This is a genomic window from Pseudomonas sp. GM78 (assembly GCF_000282475.1).
Lineage (GTDB): Bacteria > Pseudomonadota > Gammaproteobacteria > Pseudomonadales > Pseudomonadaceae > Aquipseudomonas.
Genome location: NZ_AKJF01000133.1, coordinates 1 through 20742, shown reverse-complemented (window position 1 = coordinate 20742; position 20742 = coordinate 1). Strand labels below are relative to the sequence as shown.

Below are 20742 nucleotides of genomic sequence, written 5' to 3'. Positions count from 1 at the left end.
TGAGACAGCAACCGATTCATTGGAACAACAAGGACAGCCATGAGCATTCTGCAACGCTTCAACCTTGCTGGCAGTGTCGCCATTGTCACCGGCAGCGGCCGTGGCATCGGTCGCGCCATTGCCCTGGCCTACGCCGATGCCGGTGCCGATGTGGTCTGCAGCGCCCGCTCGCTGGAAGATATTGAGGCCGTCGCTGAAGAAGTGCGAAGCCGTGGGCGTCGCGCCCTGGCCTTGAGCTGCGATGTCACCGACAGCGAACAGCGCATTGCACTGGTCAGCAACGCCCGCGAACAGATGGGTCGCATTACCCACCTGGTCAATAACGCCGGCGGTGGTGGCCCGAACGACCCGCTGACGATGAGCCCGGAAGATTTCGAGCAGGTGATGAACTTCAACGTCACCGCCGCCTACGCCCTGGCGCAGCAGTGCGTCCCGCTGATGCGCGAAGCCGGGGGCGGCAACATCATCAATATCACCTCGGTCGCGGCCCGCTATGCCCAGCGCCATTTCAGCGCCTATGGCACTGCCAAGGCTGCGCTGACCCACTTGACACGCCTGCTGGCACAAGAGTTCGCGCCGCAGATCAGGGTCAATGCGGTGGCACCGGGACCGATCCTCACCGACGCCCTGGCCGGGGTCATGCCCGACAGCATGCGCAGCACGATGGAAGCCAACACCCCGCTCAAGTGCCTGGGCCAGCCGGAAGATATCGCTGCCGCCGCCCTGTATTTGGCCTGCCCCGCCTCCGCGTGGGTCACCGGCAAAATCATTGATGTCGATGGCGGTGCCGATTCCAGCGTCTGGCCGGGTTGAGGCCTTGTTGCCGGGCGCTGCTGCAAGTCGTCCGGCATTTCATTCACTTGCCACAGAGCGACCTTTCCATGGATGCGCACCTGATTGAATCCTTGGGCGACGAACTGTTCAACGCCCTTCAAGCACGCCAAAGCCTGACGCCGCTGACCCAGCGCTACCCGGCCATCAGCCTCGATGAGGCCTACCGAATTTCCCTGCGCTTCCTGGCCCGGCGTGAAGCCCTGGGTGAGCAGGTGATCGGCAAGAAGATCGGCGTTACCAGCCGCGCCGTGCAAGAAATGCTGGATGTCCATCAACCGGATTTCGGCTTTCTGACCGACCGTATGCAGGTCGCCGATGGCAGCGACATCAGCTTTGCCGCACACCGCCTGGTACAGCCGCGGGCCGAAGGCGAGATCGCCTTTGTACTTGGCGAAGACCTGCAAGGTACCGACATCAGCGCCGACGATGTGCTGTCGGCCAGCGAGTGGGTACTGCCGTGCTTCGAAATTGTCGATTCGCGGATCGAGAACTGGCAGATCCGCATTCAGGACACCGTTGCCGACAATGCCTCCTGCGGCGTGTTCGCCCTCGGCCAGCAACGCGTCAATCCCCGTGAGCTGGACCTGGCCAAGGTCCGGTTAGAGATGTTCAAGAACGGCTACCACGTGGGCAGCGGCCTGGGCTCGGCGGTACAAGGCCACCCCTGCGCCGCCGTGGCCTGGCTGGCCAATACCCTGGGCAAGCTGGGCATCCCCTTTCGCAAGGGTGAAATCATTCTGTCCGGTGCATTGGCACCGCTGGTCCCGGTCGCCCCGGGAGACATCATCAGCCTGTCGCTGAGCGGCCTGGGCGAGATGCACTTGAATTTCGTGCCCTGAATCGTCGCCCACTCTTCTTCTGATCGAGAACAATGCCATGAGCAAAAAGATCAAATGCGCCCTCATCGGGCCAGGCAACATCGGCACCGACCTGTTGTACAAACTCAAGCGCAGCGAAGTACTGGAGCCGGTCTGGATGGTGGGTATCGATGCCACCTCCGAAGGTCTGGCCCGCGCCGCAGCAATGGGTCTGAAGACCACCAGCGGAGGCGTCGACGGTCTGCTGCCGCATGTACTGCAAGACGGTATCCAGATCGCCTTCGATGCGACCTCCGCGTACGTGCATGCCGAGAACAGCCGCAAGCTCAACGCCTTGGGCGTATTGATGATCGACCTGACCCCGGCAGCCATCGGTCCCTACTGCGTGCCTCCCGTCAACCTCAAGCACAACCTCGGCCTCGGCGCGATGAACGTCAATATGGTCACGTGCGGCGGCCAGGCGACCATTCCACTGGTAGCCGCTGTGTCCCGCGTGCAACCGGTGGCCTATGCCGAAATCATTGCCACCGCGGCCTCCAAATCGGTGGGCCCGGGCACACGCAAGAACATCGATGAGTTCACCCGCACCACCGCCGCCGCCGTGGAACAGGTCGGCGGCGCGAAAAAAGGCAAGGCGATCATCATCGTCAACCCCGCCGAACCACCGTTGATCATGCGTGACACCGTGCATTGCCTGACCGAAACCGAGCCCGACCAGGCGGCCATCAGCGCCTCGATCGCGGCCATGATCGAGGAGGTCCAGCGCTATGTGCCCGGCTACAAACTGGTCAACGGTCCAGTGTTCGACGGCAATCGGGTGTCGATCTACATGGAAGTCGAAGGCCTGGGTGACTACCTGCCCACCTATGCCGGCAACCTCGACATCATGACCGCCGCTGCGGCGCGCACTGCCGAAATGTTTGCCGAAGAAATGCTCAAGGGCGCGCTGACTCTCGGCGCCACCAGCACCCCACAACCTGCCACCGTCTAAGGAGCGCGCCATGGACCTTCACGGCAAAAAAATCACCGTCCACGACATGTGCCTGCGTGACGGCATGCACCCCAAACGCCACCAGATCACCTTGCAGCAAATGAAAGACATTGCCTGTGGCCTGGACGCCGCCGGCGTACCCTTGATCGAAGTCACCCATGGCGATGGCCTGGGCGGCAGCTCGGTGAACTACGGGTTTCCAGCGCACAGTGACGAGGAATATTTATCGGCCGTCATCGGGCTGATGAAAAACGCCAAGGTCTCGGCGCTGCTGTTGCCGGGTATCGGCACGGTCGATCACCTGCACATGGCTTACGAACTGGGCGTCAACACCATTCGCGTCGCTACCCACTGCACCGAAGCTGACGTTTCCGAGCAGCACATTGCCGCGGCCCGCAAGCTGGGCATGGACACCGTCGGCTTTCTGATGATGGCCCATATGAACAGCCCGCAAGGCCTGGTCGACCAGGGCAAGCTGATGGAAAGCTACGGCGCCAATTGCATCTACATTACAGATTCGGCGGGCTACCTGTTGCCCCATGATGTCAGCGCGCGAGTGAGCGCATTGCGCGCGGCGCTCAAGCCCGACACCGAAATTGGCTTTCATGGCCACCACAACCTGTCGATGGGCGTGTCCAACTCGATCGCGGCGATCGCCGCGGGCGCCACTCGCATCGACGCCGCTTGCGCAGGTCTGGGCGCTGGCGCGGGCAATACACCGATGGAAGTGCTGGTTGCCGTCTGCGACCGCATGGGTATCGAAACCGGAGTCAGCGTCTTTGGCATCCAGGACGTTGCCGAGGATCTGGTGGTGCCGATCATGGACTTCCCGATCCGTAGTGACCGCGATGCACTGACCATGGGTTATGCCGGTGTCTACGGCTCGTTCCTGCTGTTCGCCAAGCGTGCCGAGAAAAAGTACGGCGTCTCCGCGCGGGAAATTTTGGTGGAGATGGGCCGGCGCGGCATGGTCGGTGGCCAGGAAGACATGATCGAAGACACCGCCATGACCCTGGCCAGGCAACGCCAAGCCAGCGCCTGAGCAAAGCCTGAGCGCACTACAGGGGCCCAGGCACCGCCTGGCCCCCTGCCCCGGATACATCGCCTGGCCAGGAGTCACCCATGAGCAGTACGCACCCTCAACCCACTGGCTGGCGCAGCCATGGCCTGCTGTTTCTGCTCGCGATGATGTACGCCGACAGCTTTGTCGGGCGGCAGATCATTGCCGTGATGATCGAACCGATCAAACGGGAGTTCGGCGCCAGCGACACCGCCATGGGCCTGGTCTCCGGCCTGGCCTTTGCGGCGGTCTACGTGCTGCTGGGCTTGCCCGCCGGGCGCCTGGCCGACCACCTGCCGCGCACGCGCCTGCTCGCCGTGTCCTGCCTGTTGTGGGCCTTGGCCACCGTGGCCTGCGGCCTGTCCACAAGCTTTGCGATGCTGGTGATCGCGCGCATGGCCGTGGCCGTGTTCGAGTCTCCGAGCACCTCCACCTCCATGTCGATCATCGCCGATGTCTACCCGCCGCACCGGCGCTCGTTTGCCATCAGTTGCTACACCGCAGCACCGACTTTTTCGACGATCATCGCCCTCAGCGTCGGCGCCTGGGTGGTCGACAACCATGGTTGGCGAAGCGCCTTCGTTGCCGTCGCGCTGCCGGCCCTGGTGATCAGTGCGGTATTCGCCTTCGTGATGCGCGATCCGGCACGAGGTCGGTTTGACCTCAGCCACACGCACACCGCGCACCCGGTGCAAAGCCTGCTGGGCAGCGCCCGCGCGCTGCTGGCCCAACCGGCCTACCGCTGCCTGGTGCTGGCTTGCGGCATCACCAGCTTCAGCGCCTATGCCTACGCCATGTGGAACGCCAGTTTCCTGGTGCGCTCCCACGACATGCCCCTGCAATACGCCGGCATCCTCGCCGGCCTGGTCGGCGGCACTTGCGCCGGACTCGGCGCGCTGTTCAGCGGCTGGCTGACCGACCGCCTGGCGGTGAAGAACCCGCACTGGCAAATCGGCATCCCGGTCATCGGTCATTTGCTCGGTGGCTGCGCGATGGTCATCTACCTGATCTGGCCCCGCGACATCCTCCTGTACGCAGGCACAGTACCGGTGCCCACCGCCATGCTCTGGTGCGCCCTGACCAGCTTCTTCTCCGTCTGGTGGGTTGGCCCCTCGTTTTCGCTCCTGACCCAGCTGGTACCGGCGCACCGTCGCGCGACCGGTGTAGCGCTGCAGACCATCATCTCGACCCTGTGTGGCGTCGGCATCGGCCCGCTGGCCACCGGCTTGCTCAGCGATGCCCTGATGCCGATGTTCGCTGGAGAGTCGTTGCGTTACGCCTTGCTGCTGGTCAGTTGCACCCTCGTCATTGCGATCATTCTGCTCTGGCGGACCTATCAGCATTTGACACTGAACCAAACCACTACAACATCGCCGTCATCCCTTGGGCCGGTATCGGCAGGAAGTGATGCCGGGTGACGGGTTCGACATGCTCAAGAAATACGAGGCGATCCACTTCGACGCGCTCGGTTGGCCAGACGTTGTACCCGAACACATTTCATTGTGGGACTCGCTGTCGCAAAAGAAAAAAATCAGAAAAAAAACGAAATTGCCCACTAAGGCGTTGATTCCCTTTATCCTCGGTGCAAATCCTAGTGAAAAGTCATGCCCTGCTCATGACCGTTGACTGTTCCCCATGCGCAAACTTCTGTACCTGACTTTCTCCATGGCGCTGGTCGCCGCTCTTGCGACCTACGCAATGTGGGCCGCGGATCGCCCGCCGGGCCTTTACCTCTCGGATCTGCGGATCGATGTCGCCGTCGACCAGGGCACACCTGCTGACCGTGGCAATTTGCTGGGCATCCAGCCCGAGCTGTTTCCCACCGACTACCAAAGCCCCGAACGCTTGCACCGCAAACTCGCCGCCTACTTGCAGACGGCCCGGGATCAGGGCCTGCTGAATGAAAAAACCATCGTCGTATTGCCGGAACATGTTGGCACCTGGCTGATGGTCAGCGGCGAAAAGGACGAGTTGTACCAGGCCACCACGTTCAAGGAGGCCATGAACTGGCTGGCCGTGAGCAATCCTTTGAAGTTCCTCCGCGCGCTGATCGGTGCCGAGGGCGACAGCCGTATCGAAGACGCGCACCTGCGCATGAAAGCCAAAGGCATGGCCAGGGATTACCAGGCGTTGTTCGGCGGGCTGGCCAAGGAGTTTCACGTCACCCTGGTGGCAGGCTCCATCGTGCTCCCAGAACCCAGTGTCATCGACGGTACGCTGAAAATCGGTCGTGGTGCGTTATTCAACAGCAGCGTGGTGTTTGGCCGCGATGGGCTGCCCATCGGCCAGCCCCAGCGCCAGATGCATCCGGTTTTCGAGCAGCAGGAGGCGATCAAGGCCAACGGCGAACACACCCTCAATGTCGTCGATACTCCGGCCGGGCGCCTGGGCGTGCTGATCGGCAGCGACAGCTGGTACCCGGACAACTACCGCAAACTCGACACTCAACAGGCACAGCTGGTCGCCGTCCCGGCGTTCGTTGCCGGCCGCGGTAGCTGGGACCAGCCGTGGCGCGGCTACAGGGACTCATCGACACCCGGCTCCGTCAGCCTCAAGGCCGGGGAAGTCAGTGAAGGCCAGGCCTGGCAACGCCTCAACCTGAGCACCCAAGCCCCCGCCAGCCAGGCCATCGCCGGCATGAGCGTATTCCTGCGTGGACAGTTCTGGGATCAGGGCAGTGCCGGACAGAGTTTTCTCAGCAGCAACGGCCGGCATTTCGCCGATGGCAAGGCCCGGGGCGCGCGCTTGCTGAACCTTTGGCTGTAGGGCATGAAACCCGTCCCCATGCGCCTGGGAGATCTATCGGTGGGCTTTGTCCACAGCCTGGCCGACGCCGTGCGCAGCCACGGGACAGATCCGCAGCCACTGCTCGAGCAATACGGCCTTGATGCGGCCCGACTGGGTGAAGCCGGTGCCCGTCTCTCGATCCCGCGCTACATGCGCCTGGGTCACGCAGCCATCCAGTTGACCGGCAACCCGGCACTCGGCTTGCGGATGGGCCAGCTCAGCCGCCTGAGCCAGGCCGGCCTTGCCGGCGTCACGGCCGCCCAGGCACCGACGGTGCGTGAGGCGGCGCGCTGCCTGATTCGCTTCGAAGCCTTGTATGGCTCCAACTATCGCGGCCAATCGAGCTTCCACGAGGACCCTCAGGGTGCCTGGTTGCGCTTCTATTCCATCAGCCCCTACAACAGCTATAACCGCTTCGTGGTGGACTCGATCATCGGCGGCTGGTTGCAGCAATTGTCCAGCGTCAGCCCTGCCCGGCTGCGCGCCGAACGCATCGACATCGAGTTCGACGCGCCCGATTACCGCACGGCCTACGAGGTGCTGGGCGACTGCCCGATCCAGTTTGGCGCCGAGCACAATCAGTTGCGCCTGAGCCTGGCCAGCCTTGCCCAGCGCAACCCCGAGCACTGCCCCAGCACCTGGCGGCATCTGCTGCAATTGTGCGAGCGGGAGCTGGAGCAATTGACCCGCACCCGTAGCCTGCGTGAACGCATCACCCAGCTGCTGGGGCCATTGCTCAATGGTGGCCGGGAACCCGACCTGGAAGAAGTGGCGGCACGCCTGAAACTGCCGGTGTGGACCTTGCGCCGCAAACTCGCCGAAGAAGGCACGCAATTTCGCGCGATTCTCAACGACACCCGTCGCGACCTGGCCATGACCTACATTCGCGACACAGAACTGGCGTTCGGAGAAATCGCCTATCTGCTGGGTTTTGCTTCAGCCGAAGCCTTTCAACGCGCCTTCAAGCGCTGGACCGCCCAGACACCTGGCGACTTTCGTCGCAGTCGCAGGGAAACAGCCACCAGCAGCAAGCTTTAAGTTAGAGCTCGGTGGCGTCTTCGGCCGGCTCCAGTGGGTCCAGTTCAAACGCCTGATACTCGAGCAGCTCTTCTTGATAATCGTCCATTTTCGAATCCCCCACAGCCCATTGAAAAACGTCTGAATAAATGACCAGCGCCTTGAGCCTAAAGTGCCCGCATGAAATAAAAATGACGCGGACACGACACTTCGTCGCTTACAGATAAAACGTAGCAGGCGATGGGGAATTTATCACAGGTTTTTTTCGCTGCAGGCCGCAGGACGACGGCCTGTTTGACGCGGATCAATCTTTGTTGCGGGGACGGGGCCGGCACGCGAAGTTGCCTGGCCCCGTAACGCCATCACTGGCCAGTGATGGGCATCGCCCGGATCGGCTCCGAAGGTGGCGCCATGTCGCTCGGGTTGGCCGGTGGCGTTATCACTTCTTCGGTGGCAGGCGTTGGCTCGGCGGCTGGGGTCGAGGTAATCGGTGCGGCCTCAGGCGGCGGTGCTACCGGCTCGGAAGCGGCAGGCGCCACTTCAGCGGCCTTGGCGGCCTCTGGCGCTGCCGCCGGCTGTGCCGCGGATTCCGGAGCCAAGGGCGCCGCTGCCGGCTTGGGCTCGGGCACGCCCAGGTCGGTTTTCGGCTTGTCGGGGATGTGCGCCGCTTCTTTCACTTCCTTGGGCAGGAACAGCTCGACCAAGGCGAAGAAACGCTCGTAGAACTTGGCAGACGTGACGGTCTCACTGGCGACCTTGACCATCGAGTCGTCGGACGAGCCGATCGGCATCGACACCGAGCCCAGCACGCCGACACCGAGGCTTGCCGAGTTGTTGGTTTTCTTCAGCGCGTACTTGTCCTGCAGGGCGTTGGCGAACACGGTGGCATGGTGCGCCGAGGTGCCGTCTTCGGCACAGACCACACTGAAACTGATTTCCATGTGGGTTTCACCGGTCTGCTGGAAGCTCTTGTGCCCACTGACCAGTTTAGGATCGCTGCTGGTGATGATATAGCCCTGGCTCAGCAAGGCTCGACGAGCTGCTTCACAGGAGGCCGAATCGGTCACCGGATAGTTACGGGAAAACGTTCCGGAATCATCGAAGTTCTCATGCTCGTAGATGGCGGCTTTCTTCGACGAACAACCGGCAGCAGCAGCCAGCACCAAGGCCAGCCCGACAACCCGCATGGGAATTGATTTAAACATTGAACATCCTGAGAGAAACGGTTTGGGGCGTATTGTGCAACAGATCGATGCTTAGCGTCGCACCGATTGTGTCTTAAAACAGTTACAAAACTGTTGACCCGATGGTCGGGAGAAAATTGCCCGCGTTGTGTTATACAGCCGAAAAAAAACCCCGGCCTTGCGGCCGGGGTCTTCGTTTCATGCAAAAAGCTCGTACCCGGATCAGAAACGCTCGATCTCGGCCTGGCTTTCCAGCTGCTTGCGGTAAGCAGCGAAGTCTTGCTGGCCAACGCGCGAAGCGAGGAAGCGACGGTATTGAGCCTTCTCTTCTTCGGTTGGCGTGGAGGCCTCGTTCACGCCGTTCAGACGCACGATCATCAGGCTTCCATCAGGCAAGGTGACACTGCTGAAGGTCGGCTTGTCCTTGGCGGCTGGCTTGGGCATGCGGAACAGTGCCTGCAGCACAGTCGGGTCCAGCCCTTCCTGAGCGCGGGTCGCGGCTTCGGTGACCTTCCAGTTCTGACCGTCGACCGGGCTATCCAGTGGCGTCTTGCCATCGCGCAGGCTGGCAATCAGCTCGTCAGCCTTGGTCTTGGCGGCGGCACTGGCGTGCTCCTTGGCCAATTGCGCACGGATCGGGCCCTCGACCTTTTCCAATGGCAGTTGCGCAGGCTTGAGGTGTTCCTTGGCGCGCAACACGATCACGGTCTCGGGGTCGAGCTCGATGGCGGTGCTGTTGGCATTCTCTTCCAGCACTTCCGGGCTGAACGCTGCGGTGATCACGGCACGGTTGGCCGCGATGCCTTCACCACCTTCACGGCCGAACGGCTTGGAGGTGTGAACGGTCAGCTTCAAGTCCTGCGCAGGCTGGACCAGGTCGGACGCTTCGAACGAGGCGTCTTCCAGTTGCTTGGTCGCCTCGACGAAACGCTGCTCGACCTGCTGGGCCTTCAATTCGCGGGTCAGCTTGTCTTTCAGGCTGGCGAACGTCGGCACTTCAGGCGCTTCCACGCCCAGCAGCTTGATCAGGTGGAAACCGAAGTCGGTGCGAACCGGCTCGGAAACCTGATCCTTGGCCAGCGAATACAGGGCTTTCTCGAACGCCGGGTCATACACGCCAGGACCTGCGTAGCCCAGGTCGCCGCCGTTGTTCGCCGAACCCGGATCCTGGGAGAATTCCTTGGCCAGGGCTTCGAACGTCTCGCCCTTGTTCAGGCGGGCCTGGATCTCTTCGATCTTGGCCTTGGCCTGCGCTTCGGTAGTCTTGTCGTTCACTTCGATCAGGATGTGCGCAGCCTGGCGTTGTTCGGACAGGTTCGCCGTCTCTTTCTGATACGCCGCTTGCAGGTCTTCGTCCTTGACGCTGACCTGATCAAAGAAGGAAGCCTTCTTCAACTCCAGGTAATCGATGACCACCTGATCCGGCGTCATGAATTCCTTGGCGTGCTCGTCGTAATAGGCCTTGACCTCTTCGTCGGTCAGCTTCACGGCTGCCGGGTCGACCTTGATGCTCAAGGACGCGAAATCGCGGGTCTGTTTTTCCAGACGGGCAAAGGCCAGAACCTGGGCATCGGTAACGAAACCGCTACCCGCCACACCGGCGCGCAGCTGACCGATCAGCATTTCCTGGGCCAGCATCTGGCGGAACTGCATACGGCTGTAGCCGAGTTGACGAATCACCTGGTCGAAACGCTCAGGACTGAACTTGCCATCGACCTGGAATTCAGGCGTTTGCAGGATGACCTGGTCCAGCGCCGCTTCGGAGAAAGCGAATTTGGAGTTTTCTGCGCCTTGCAACAGCAGCTTGCGGTCGATCAGGCCTTTGAGGGCCGATTCACGCAGCATTTTTTCGTCGAGCAAGGAAGCGTCGAAATCCTTGCCCAGCTGTTGCATGAGTTGACGGCGTTGCATATCGACCGCCTGGCTCAGCTCGTTCTGGCTGATTTCTTCACCATTGACCTTCGCCGCCTCATTTTTGTGCGTCGTAGCCTGGAAAATGGCGTCGAAACCGGTCAAAGCCATCAGTGCAACGATGACCCCGATAATGGTCTTGGCAATCCAGCCTTGTGAATTGTCCCTGATATTTTGCAGCATGCGTCCCCCATAAACGGTTGAACTTCAAATTAGGCAACCGTGGAGCGTGGGTAGAATCCGGATAGAAGAAAGGCGCATCCGAGGATGCGCCTTCTCGTAACTGGCGGAACGGACCGATGACTCGACCTTGCGAGCCTCGGTGTCTCGGACCGGCGAACTGCCGACTGGACTACCGCTCCGCTGCCAGGTCAGGCATGACCCCGACCCGGATAGGCAAAAACCTGAATGGAACTTAGTTGACAGCTTCTTTCAGTGCTTTACCAGCTTTGAAACCTGGTTTTTTGGCAGCTGCGATTTCCAGCGTCTTACCGGTCTGTGGGTTACGACCGATGCGAGCTGGACGATCAGTGACGGAGAAAGTACCGAAACCAACCAGAACCACGGAGTCGCCGGCCTTGAGAGCGCCAGTGACGGATTCGATTACAGCGTCCAGCGCACGGCCAGCAGCAGCTTTCGGGATATCAGCGGATGCAGCGATAGCATCAATCAGTTCCGACTTGTTCACTCTAAGTCCCCTTATATCTATTTGAGTATGATTCTAAGTTTTTTGGTGAAAGCAAAAACGAGTGCTGAATGGCCTACAGACACTTAAGAGCCGCTTTATAACAAGGGCTCTAAAAAGCTGTCAAGGAAGCCCCCCAGGCAAATACGTACTAATGCGTGCTAATTCTTTCCTTAGAATCCGACTCGCGTTTTTCATCCTTCGCGACTATCTCCGGAGCCACATCCGGCAAGGGCTCCGGGGCGTATTGCAGCGCAATTTGCAGGACCTCGTCAATCCATTTAACTGGTTTAATCTGAAGATCTTGCTTGATATTGTCCGGAATCTCCTTCAAATCGCGAACATTCTCTTCAGGAATGATCACGGTCTTGATTCCGCCACGATGTGCGGCGAGCAGTTTTTCTTTCAAGCCACCGATCGCCAATACCTGGCCACGCAGGGTAATTTCACCCGTCATGGCAACATCCGCGCGTACGGGAATGCTGGTCAGTGCCGACACCAACGCCGTGCACATGCCTACGCCGGCGCTCGGGCCGTCTTTCGGGGTCGCCCCTTCCGGCATGTGGATGTGCGTGTCGCGCTTCTCGTGGAAGTCCAGGGGGATCCCCAGGCTCTTGGCACGGCTGCGGACAACGGTCAGGGCTGCGGTGATCGATTCGACCATCACATCACCCAAAGACCCGGTCTTGATCAGCTGGCCCTTGCCCGGAACGACGGCGGCTTCGATGGTCAGCAATTCACCGCCCACCTGAGTCCACGCCAGGCCGGTCACCTGACCGATCTGGTCCTGCTGTTCTGCCAGGCCGTAGCGGAATTTACGCACGCCCAGGAAGTGTTCCAGATCGTCCGCAGTGACCTTCACCGAGAAGCGTTTTTCCAGCGCATGCTCTTTCACGGCCTTGCGGCAAACCTTGGCAATCTGGCGCTCCAGACCCCGTACACCGGCTTCGCGGGTGTAGTAGCGGATGATGTCGCGGATCGCTTCGGCGTCGAATTCCAGCTCGCCTTTCTTCAGGCCGTTGGCCGTGATCTGTTTGGGCGAGAGGTATTTGACGGCGATGTTGATCTTCTCGTCTTCCGTGTAACCGGGCAGGCGAATGACTTCCATCCGGTCCAGCAGCGCTGGCGGAATGTTCATGGAGTTGGAGGTGCACAGGAACATCACATCGGACAGGTCGTAATCGACTTCCAGATAGTGATCGTTGAAGTTGTGGTTCTGCTCGGGATCGAGCACTTCCAGCAACGCCGACGCCGGATCGCCACGCATGTCGCTGCCCATCTTGTCGATTTCATCGAGCAGGAACAGCGGGTTGCGCACACCCACCTTTGTCATCTTTTGAATCAATCTTCCTGGCATCGAACCGATGTAAGTACGGCGATGACCACGAATTTCCGCTTCATCGCGCACGCCGCCGAGGGCCATGCGCACGAATTTACGGTTGGTGGCGTGTGCAATGGACTCCGCCAGCGAGGTTTTACCCACGCCAGGAGGACCGACCAGGCACAACACCGGACCACGGATCTTTTTCACGCGCTTCTGCACGGCGAGGTATTCGAGAATCCGTTCCTTGACCTCTTCGAGGCCGTAGTGATCGGCGTCGAGAATGTCTTCTGCGCGAGCCAGATCAAGGCGCACCTTGCTCTGGGCCTTCCACGGCACCTGGACCAGCCAGTCGATGTAGGAACGAACCACCGTCGCTTCGGCGGACATCGGCGACATTTGCTTGAGCTTGTTCAGTTCGGCGGTCGCCTTGGCGAGCGCGTCCTTGGGCAGGCCGGCGGCATCGATGCGCTTTTTCAGCTCTTCGACTTCGTTATGCCCTTCGTCGCTGTCGCCGAGCTCTTTCTGAATGGCCTTCATCTGCTCATTCAGGTAGTACTCGCGCTGACTGCGCTCCATTTGCTTTTTAACACGCCCGCGAATGCGTTTTTCGACCTGCAGCAGGTCGATCTCGGCATCCAGCAAGGCCAGCACGTGCTCGACACGGGCCGACAAATCGATGATTTCGAGGATTTCCTGCTTCTGCTCGATTTTCAGCGCCATGTGCGCAGCCATGGTGTCGACCAGGCGGCCTGGCTCATCGATGCTGTTGAGCGACGACAGGACCTCGGCAGGGACTTTCTTGCCCAACTGCACGTATTGTTCAAACTGCGACAGCAGGCTGCGGACAAACACTTCCGACTCGCGCTCCGGTGCATCGACTTCGTCGATCAACGAAACTTCGGCGCGGCAATGGCCATCCACTTCGCTGAAGCGCTCCACGGCGCCGCGCTGCTCGCCCTCGACCAGAACCTTGACCGTGCCGTCAGGCAGCTTGAGCAGCTGCAGGACGGTCGCAATCGTACCTACGCGATAAAGTGCGTCTTCACCGGGATCGTCGTCAGCAGGGTTTCTCTGGGCCAGCAGAAGGATCTGCTTGTCGCCCGTCATCGCTGCCTCGAGGGCTTCGATGGATTTCTCGCGCCCCACGAACAGCGGGATAACCATGTGCGGATAAACCACGACATCACGCAATGGCAGGAGAGGCAATTCGATGGTTGTCTTCATGATTTCGCCTCTACGGCGGCCATAAGGCCGGAAACAGATGGAAGTAAGCTTGAAACCAAGATGGGGGCTGCCTTAAAAAAAAACAAGCACAAAGACAGCGTTAAAACCCGGAAAAAGCAAAGGGGCCCGAAGGCCCCTTCTTTGTACCGGCTGCGTGACGCTTAGGCGTCTGGCGCGGCCTTGGCAGCAGGCTCACTGTTTTCGTAGATATACAGTGGCTTGGACTTGCCTTCTATAACGCTTTCGTCGATCACTACTTTACTCACCTCGGACTGCGAGGGGATTTCGTACATGGTGTCGAGCAACACACCTTCGAGAATCGAACGCAGGCCACGGGCACCGGTCTTGCGTTCCAGCGCGCGTTTGGCGACCGATTTCAGTGCGTCGGCCCGGAATTCCAGGTCCACGCCTTCCATCTCGAACAGCTTGGCGTATTGCTTGGTCAGCGCGTTTTTCGGCTCGGTGAGGATCTGCATCAAGGCAGCTTCATCAAGCTCGTCCAGCGTCGCCAGGACCGGCAGACGACCGACAAATTCCGGGATCAGACCGAACTTGACCAGATCGTCAGGCTCGACTTCACGCAGGGATTCACCGACTTTCTTGCCTTCTTCCTTGCTGCGAACTTCCGCGTTGAAACCGATGCCGCCCTTGGTGGAACGGTTTTGAATAACCTTTTCCAGACCGGAGAACGCACCACCGCAGATGAACAGGATGTTACGGGTGTCGACCTGAAGGAACTCCTGCTGCGGATGCTTGCGACCACCTTGGGGTGGAACGGAAGCGACCGTGCCTTCGATCAACTTGAGCAGGGCCTGCTGCACGCCTTCACCGGAAACGTCCCGGGTGATCGACGGGTTGTCAGACTTGCGCGAAATCTTGTCGATTTCATCGATGTAGACAATGCCCATCTGGGCTTTTTCCACGTCGTAATCGCACTTCTGCAGCAGCTTCTGAATGATGTTCTCGACATCTTCACCCACATAACCCGCCTCGGTGAGGGTGGTTGCGTCGGCGATGGTGAACGGAACGTTCAGCAAGCGGGCCAGTGTTTCGGCAAGCAGGGTCTTACCCGAGCCTGTCGGGCCGATCAGCAGGATGTTGCTCTTGCCGAGTTCGACGTCGTCATTCTTCTTGTCACGCTGGTTCAGGCGCTTGTAGTGGTTGTACACCGCTACGGCCAGAACCTTTTTCGCACGCTCCTGACCAATCACGTATTGATCAAGGATGCCGCTGATTTCTTTGGGCGAAGGCAATTTATGCGCGCTGCTTTCGGCCTGGGCTTCCTGCACCTCCTCACGGATGATGTCATTGCACAGGTCGACGCACTCGTCGCAGATAAAGACCGAGGGGCCGGCAATCAATTTGCGCACTTCATGCTGGCTTTTGCCACAGAAGGAGCAATAGAGCAGCTTGCCGTTGTCCTCGCCGTTGCGGGTGTCAGTCATTCGTTCGATCCAAATCCGATAGGCTTGCAACACAAGATGAAGGCTATTGCGGGCTTTTTCAAGCCCGCAGGTGATCGGACGTGCCGACCAGCCTTATTTTGAGCTGCTTATTTAAGCGGGGCGCTGGTTGATCACTTCATCGATCAACCCGTACTCACGCGCAGCTTCTGCACTCATGAAATTATCGCGGTTGGTATCGCGCTCGATTTCTTCAAGGGTGCGCCCGCTGTGCTTGGCCATCAGCGTGTTGAGACGCTCGCGAATGAAGAGGATTTCCTTGGCATGGATTTCGATATCCGAGGCCTGGCCCTGGAAACCGCCCAGTGGCTGGTGAATCATCACGCGCGAGTTCGGCAGGCAGTAACGTTTGCCTTTGGCACCGGCCGTCAGCAGGAACGCGCCCATGCTGCACGCCTGACCGATACAGGTGGTCGACACGTTGGGTTTGATGAACTGCATGGTGTCGTAGATCGACATGCCCGCCGTCACCGAACCGCCCGGGGAGTTGATATAGAGATGGATGTCCTTGTCCGGGTTTTCCGCTTCAAGGAACAGCAGTTGCGCACAGATCAGGTTGGCCATGTAGTCCTCTACCGGGCCCACCAGAAAGATCACTCGCTCCTTGAGGAGGCGCGAGTAGATGTCGTAGGCGCGCTCGCCACGAGCGGACTGCTCGACAACCATCGGGACCAGGCCGCCTGCGGCCTGGATATCAGAGTTCTGCTGAATATACGAATTACGGAACATGCTCTGCAGTCACTCCCAAATAGTTATGTCTTGAATACGCATAAGCCAGCTCGAGAGCTGGCTTATGGTGTGTGCTTCTTAGCGCAAAAATGATCAGTCGGCTTGTGGAGCTTCTACCGGCTTGACCGCTTCTTCGTAAGAGACCGATTTGTCGGTCACGCTAGCTTTCTGCAGAACAGTATCCACAACTTGCTCTTCCAGCACAACCGAACGAACTTCGTTCAGTTGCTGGTCGTTTTTGTAGTACCAGGACACAACTTGCTCAGGCTCTTGGTAAGCCGAAGCCATTTCCTGGATCATCTCGCGAACGCGGGCTTCGTCAGGCTTGAGGTCGAACTGCTTGACCACTTCAGCCACGATCAGGCCCAGGACAACGCGACGCTTGGCTTGCTCTTCGAACAGCTCGGCCGGCAGTTGGTCTGGCTTGATGTTGCCACCGAACTGCTGAACAGCCTGCACACGCAGACGGTCAACTTCGTTGGACAGCAAAGCCTTCGGCACTTCGATCGGGTTGGTGGCCAGCAGACCGTCCATGACCTGATTTTTCACCTTGGATTTGATCGCCTGGCGCAGTTCGCGCTCCATGTTCTTGCGAACTTCGGTGCGGAAGCCTTCCAGACCGGTTTCCTTGATGCCGAATTGGGCGAAGAATTCTTCGTTCAGCTCAGGCAGTTTTGGCTCGGAAACGCTGTTGACGGTCACGGTGAACTCGGCGGTTTTGCCAGCCAGGTCCAGGTTCTGATAATCCTCAGGGAAAGTCAGGTTCAGAACGCGCACTTCACCGGCTTTAGCGCCAACCAGGCCTTCTTCGAAGCCCGGGATCATGCGGCCGGAACCCAGCACCAGCTGAGTGCCCTTGGCGGAACCGCCAGCGAACACTTCACCGTCGACCTTGCCTTCGAAATCGATGTTCAGCTGGTCTTCGTTCTGGGCAGCGCGATCGGCCACTTCGAAACGGGTGTTCTGCTTGCGCAGGATGTCCAGCATCTTGTCCAGATCGGCATCAGCCACGTCGGCGCTCAGGCGCTCTACGTTGATACCTTCGAAACCGGCAACGGTGAACTCAGGGAACACTTCGAATACAGCGACGTATTCCAGGTCCTTGCCTGCTTCCAGGGATTTAGGCTCGATCGAAGGGGAACCCGCCGGGTTCAGCTTCTGCTCAACCACAGCTTCGTAGAAGGAAGACTGGATGACGTCGCCTACCGCTTCCTGGCGAGCTTCAGCGCCGAAACGACGCTTGATTTCGCTCATTGGCACTTTGCCTGGACGGAAGCCAGCAATCTTGGCCTTTTGGGCAGTCTGCTGCAGACGCTTGTTGACCTGAGTCTCGATGCGCTCAGCCGGCACGGTGATGCTCATGCGGCGCTCAAGAGCAGAAGTATTTTCAACAGAAACTTGCATGGATATTCCTCGTTGCACAGACGTTAGCCGGCCGTTTCCGACCCCAGAATCAAGGGCATGCATTCTAGTGGGTCAAACTCAAGAAGTCACCCTACTGAAAACGGGTAAAAAAGCAGCAGGCAATTTATAGGTGCGAATGCACGGGTGCACCTCGCCCCGGTGGCAAATACAGCCAATCACGCCAAGGCTCTGCGCCAACCCTTCCTTATATGGATGAGGTTGCCAATCATCTCCCTGACAGCCGATCTTGCGAGCAAGGCCGGCGGGCAGCACGGCATCATCGCGAAACATAAAAACGACGAAACGCCCTGCCCTTGCGACCCGGAACCCGCGGTCGCCGAAACCGCTGAAACAAAAAAGGCGCCAGACTATTAATCTGGCGCCTTTTCGAAATATGGGGTGGACGATGGGGATCGAACCCACGACAACGGGAGTCACAATCCCGTGCTCTACCAACTGAGCTACGCCCACCATATTGCGTGCCAAAGAAGCCAAATCACTTCTTTGTTGAACCTCGACCATACCAGGCGGCATGATTGAAGTCTTGTTTGGTGCGGATGAAGAGACTCGAACTCTTACGCCTCGCGGCGCTGGAACCTAAATCCAGTGTGTCTACCAATTCCACCACATCCGCGAGATGAAGCCTTTAAAGCAAAGGCGCCAGACTGTTAATCTGGCGCCCTTCGAAATATGGGGTGGACGATGGGGATCGAACCCACGACAACGGGAGTCACAATCCCGTGCTCTACCAACTGAGCTACGCCCACCATATCGCGTTACTTGTGCCAAAGCTGCCTAATGGCGCACCCGGCAGGACTCGAACCTGCGACCATCCGCTTAGAAGGCGGATGCTCTATCCAGCTGAGCTACGGGCGCCTTGTTAATCTGTACTCTTGGAGGACTACAAACTAAGTGCTTTTCAGTCTTGCAGAACCGTAATCCCGCTCAACCTTCTCAACCAGTGCTAGGCTGTGCCCGACAAGTGCGACGAATAGTATAGAGCCCCCCGCAGGTCGTCAAATCCTTTTTGAAAAAAATTCATTTAATTAAAGGGGTTAGCGGAATTTGCAGACCAAGCGCCTTTGCCCTCACCGCATGACATGCGAGAATGCGCTCTCTTTTTTTCCCCTCTCGATGGTTAATCACGCGCAATGACTGCACAACTTATCGACGGCAAATCGATCGCCGCCAGCCTGCGCCAGCAGATCGCCCAACGCGTCAACGAGCGTCGCCAGCAAGGCCTGCGCACGCCCGGCCTCGCGGTGATCCTGGTCGGCAGCGATCCTGCCTCTCAGGTTTATGTCTCGCACAAGCGTAAAGACTGTGAAGAGGTCGGCTTCCTGTCCCAGGCCTATGACCTGCCTTCCGACACCACTCAACAAGCGCTGGCCGACCTGATCGATCGCCTCAATGACGATCCGGCGATTGACGGCGTTCTGCTTCAGTTGCCTCTCCCTGAACACCTGGACGCTTCCAAATTGCTGGAACGCATTCGTCCGGATAAAGACGTCGATGGTTTCCATCCTTATAACGTCGGCCGCCTGGCCCAACGCATCCCGCTGCTGCGTCCATGCACGCCGAAAGGCATCATGACCCTGCTGGAAAGCACCGGTGCCGATCTCTACGGCATGAACGCGGTGGTAGTTGGCGCTTCCAATATCGTCGGTCGCCCGATGGCGATGGAACTGTTGCTGGCCGGTTGCACCGTGACCGTCACTCACCGCTTCACCAAGGACCTGGCCGGCCATGTCGGCCGCGCCGACCTGGTGGTGGTCGCCGCCGGCAAGCCGGGCCTGGTAAAAGGTGAGTGGATCAAGGAAGGCGCGATCGTGATCGACGTCGGCATCAACCGTCAGGAAGACGGCAAGCTGGTGGGTGACGTGATCTACGAAACCGCCCTGCCCCGTGCCAGCTGGATCACTCCGGTGCCGGGTGGCGTCGGCCCGATGACCCGCGCCTGCCTGCTGGAAAACACCCTGTACGCGGCCGAAACCCTGCACAGCTGAGGCTCAACGCAGCGGTAGCCAGCGACACAAGAAACCCCGCCACTGACGGGGTTTTTTGTGCCTGCGGAAACTGATCGACCATCCGCCGGAAAGTGACTTTTTTTTCATGTTTCCGGGGTCTTTCACCCCGCCCTCGAACAACCATCGACAGTTATTCAGCCATACTCCAGAATGTCGCGCTTTTTAAGTAATAGCCCGTTACAGAACGGCTTATCAACACATTATTGAGTCTGCCAGCGTGAAAATCCGTCTTTCCATCCTGAGCCTATTTTTTGCAGTTACAGGGACTTTCATCACGCCAATCGCCAGCGCGGGCGACACCACCACCGCAGCGCCCCGAGACACCTCGCAACTCAAGCTCGCATCCGGCAGTTCGTTGCTGCTGGACATGCAGACCAACAAAATCATCTATGCCAGCAATCCGGACGTCGTCGTCCCCATCGCTTCCGTCAGCAAGCTGATGACCGGCCTGGTCGTGGTTGAAGCCCGGCAGAACATGGACGAATACATCAACATCAACATCAGCGACACACCGGAAATGAAAGGTGTGTACTCCCGAGTGAAGCTCAAGAGCGAACTTCCGCGTCGGGAAATGTTGCTGATCGCCCTGATGTCTTCCGAAAACCGTGCCGCCGCCAGCCTGGCCCACCACTATCCAGGCGGCTATGCGGCGTTCATTGCCGCGATGAACGCCAAGGCCCGGGCCCTGGGCATGACCAACACCCATTTCGTCGAGCCGACCGGCCTCTCCCCGCGCAACGTTTCCACCGCGCGCGACCTGAGCAAACTGTTGATTGCCGCGCACAAATACCCGTTGCTGACAGAGCTGAGCACCACCAAGGAAAAAACCGTCACCTTCCGTAAACCCGTGTATAGCCTGGGTTTCCGCAATACCGACCATTTGGTGCGCAAGCCGGACTGGGACATCCAGCTGACCAAGACCGGTTTTACCAACGAAGCAGGTCACTGCCTGGTGTTGGTGACGCGGATGAGTAATCGACCGGTTGCCCTGGTGTTGCTTGACGCCTATGGCAAGTACACGCACTTCGCCGATGCTGCGCGCATACGCAATTGGGTCGAAACCGGCAAGAGCGCGAACGTGGCTTCTGCGGCCTTGCAGTATAAATCGGACAAGAACCTCAAGCAGCGTCAGAGTGGTGTTGTTGAGGCTTCGAAGTAAGTGGCGGATATCGAAGGCTTAAGGGTGCATATTTGGATTGGGTGTATATCCGTTGCTGCGGTAACGGCCACTTATGGTTTCGCCCTTACGGCGAGTCCCTTTTTCAAACGCCAAAAAGGAAGCAA

General features: G+C 59.2%; 17 protein-coding genes and 4 tRNA genes. 10 read left to right on the top strand and 11 right to left on the bottom strand.

The window, feature by feature from the left end:
• The first annotated feature begins 39 nt into the window (after positions 1–39).
• The 8 genes from PMI35_RS09960 (at position 40) to PMI35_RS09995 (ending at position 7528) form a co-directional block, all read left to right on the top strand.
• Positions 40–813, top strand: a complete 774-nt coding sequence (locus PMI35_RS09960) for a glucose 1-dehydrogenase (RefSeq protein ID WP_008062485.1) — start codon at positions 40–42, stop codon at positions 811–813.
• Positions 814–881: 68 nt separating this feature from the next.
• On the top strand, positions 882–1673 hold the full coding sequence (locus tag PMI35_RS09965) for a fumarylacetoacetate hydrolase family protein (protein WP_008062482.1): 792 nt from the start codon (positions 882–884) through the stop codon (positions 1671–1673).
• A 37-nt stretch (positions 1674–1710) separates the two neighbouring features.
• Entirely contained in the window at positions 1711–2643 is a 933-nt protein-coding gene (locus tag PMI35_RS09970) for an acetaldehyde dehydrogenase (acetylating) (RefSeq protein ID WP_008062480.1), read from the top strand.
• Between the two features lie 10 nt (positions 2644–2653).
• Positions 2654–3685, top strand: coding sequence for a 4-hydroxy-2-oxovalerate aldolase (gene dmpG, locus PMI35_RS09975; protein ID WP_008062478.1), 1032 nt, complete (start codon positions 2654–2656; stop codon positions 3683–3685).
• An 80-nt stretch (positions 3686–3765) separates the two neighbouring features.
• The gene (locus PMI35_RS09980; RefSeq protein WP_008062476.1) at positions 3766–5121 is read left to right on the top strand and encodes a spinster family MFS transporter; all 1356 of its coding nucleotides are present in this window, start codon (positions 3766–3768) and stop codon (positions 5119–5121) included.
• Positions 5122–5131: 10 nt separating this feature from the next.
• Positions 5132–5329 carry a hypothetical protein gene (locus PMI35_RS35970; RefSeq protein ID WP_202949505.1) on the top strand — a complete coding sequence of 66 codons (198 nt, stop codon included), beginning with the start codon at positions 5132–5134 and terminating at the stop codon, positions 5327–5329.
• Positions 5330–5338: 9 nt separating this feature from the next.
• A complete protein-coding gene (locus PMI35_RS09990) occupies positions 5339–6469 on the top strand; it encodes a carbon-nitrogen hydrolase family protein (protein WP_008062473.1) in 1131 nt (376 codons plus the stop codon).
• Between the two features lie 3 nt (positions 6470–6472).
• A complete protein-coding gene (locus PMI35_RS09995) occupies positions 6473–7528 on the top strand; it encodes an AraC family transcriptional regulator (RefSeq protein WP_032831832.1) in 1056 nt (351 codons plus the stop codon).
• 341 nt (positions 7529–7869) lie between these two features.
• Here PMI35_RS09995 and PMI35_RS10000 read toward each other — a convergent pair whose 3' ends face one another.
• The 11 genes from PMI35_RS10000 to PMI35_RS10045 form a co-directional block, all read right to left on the bottom strand.
• Positions 7870–8712, bottom strand: a complete 843-nt coding sequence (locus PMI35_RS10000; protein WP_008062471.1) for a DUF2242 domain-containing protein — start codon at positions 8710–8712, stop codon at positions 7870–7872.
• Positions 8713–8913: 201 nt separating this feature from the next.
• Positions 8914–10785, bottom strand: coding sequence for a SurA N-terminal domain-containing protein (locus PMI35_RS10005; RefSeq protein WP_008062470.1), 1872 nt, complete (start codon positions 10783–10785; stop codon positions 8914–8916).
• Between the two features lie 232 nt (positions 10786–11017).
• Entirely contained in the window at positions 11018–11290 is a 273-nt protein-coding gene (locus PMI35_RS0132935; RefSeq protein WP_002552737.1) for an HU family DNA-binding protein, read from the bottom strand.
• A 148-nt stretch (positions 11291–11438) separates the two neighbouring features.
• Positions 11439–13835: an endopeptidase La gene (gene lon / locus PMI35_RS10010; protein WP_008062469.1), complete on the bottom strand. Its 2397-nt coding sequence runs from the start codon at positions 13833–13835 to the stop codon at positions 11439–11441.
• Positions 13836–13996: 161 nt separating this feature from the next.
• Complete coding sequence (gene clpX, locus PMI35_RS10015; RefSeq protein WP_007946893.1) at positions 13997–15280, bottom strand: ATP-dependent Clp protease ATP-binding subunit ClpX; 1284 nt, start codon at positions 15278–15280, stop codon at positions 13997–13999.
• Between the two features lie 111 nt (positions 15281–15391).
• Entirely contained in the window at positions 15392–16027 is a 636-nt protein-coding gene (gene clpP / locus PMI35_RS10020; protein WP_008062468.1) for an ATP-dependent Clp endopeptidase proteolytic subunit ClpP, read from the bottom strand.
• A gap of 93 nt (positions 16028–16120) precedes the next feature.
• Positions 16121–17431 carry a trigger factor gene (gene tig, locus PMI35_RS10025; RefSeq protein ID WP_032831831.1) on the bottom strand — a complete coding sequence of 437 codons (1311 nt, stop codon included), beginning with the start codon at positions 17429–17431 and terminating at the stop codon, positions 16121–16123.
• 395 nt (positions 17432–17826) lie between these two features.
• Positions 17827–17902 (bottom strand) — tRNA-His (locus PMI35_RS10030).
• A 78-nt stretch (positions 17903–17980) separates the two neighbouring features.
• Positions 17981–18065: transfer RNA gene (locus tag PMI35_RS10035), tRNA-Leu, on the bottom strand.
• 57 nt (positions 18066–18122) lie between these two features.
• Positions 18123–18198: transfer RNA gene (locus PMI35_RS10040), tRNA-His, on the bottom strand.
• Between the two features lie 32 nt (positions 18199–18230).
• A tRNA-Arg gene (locus PMI35_RS10045) sits at positions 18231–18307 on the bottom strand.
• Positions 18308–18582: 275 nt separating this feature from the next.
• Between PMI35_RS10045 and folD the strand changes: the two genes are divergently transcribed.
• Both folD and pbpG read left to right on the top strand, forming a co-directional pair.
• Positions 18583–19437, top strand: coding sequence for a bifunctional methylenetetrahydrofolate dehydrogenase/methenyltetrahydrofolate cyclohydrolase FolD (gene folD / locus PMI35_RS10050; RefSeq protein WP_008062465.1), 855 nt, complete (start codon positions 18583–18585; stop codon positions 19435–19437).
• A 238-nt stretch (positions 19438–19675) separates the two neighbouring features.
• Entirely contained in the window at positions 19676–20617 is a 942-nt protein-coding gene (pbpG, locus tag PMI35_RS10055) for a D-alanyl-D-alanine endopeptidase (protein ID WP_008062463.1), read from the top strand.
• Positions 20618–20742 lie beyond the last annotated feature (125 nt).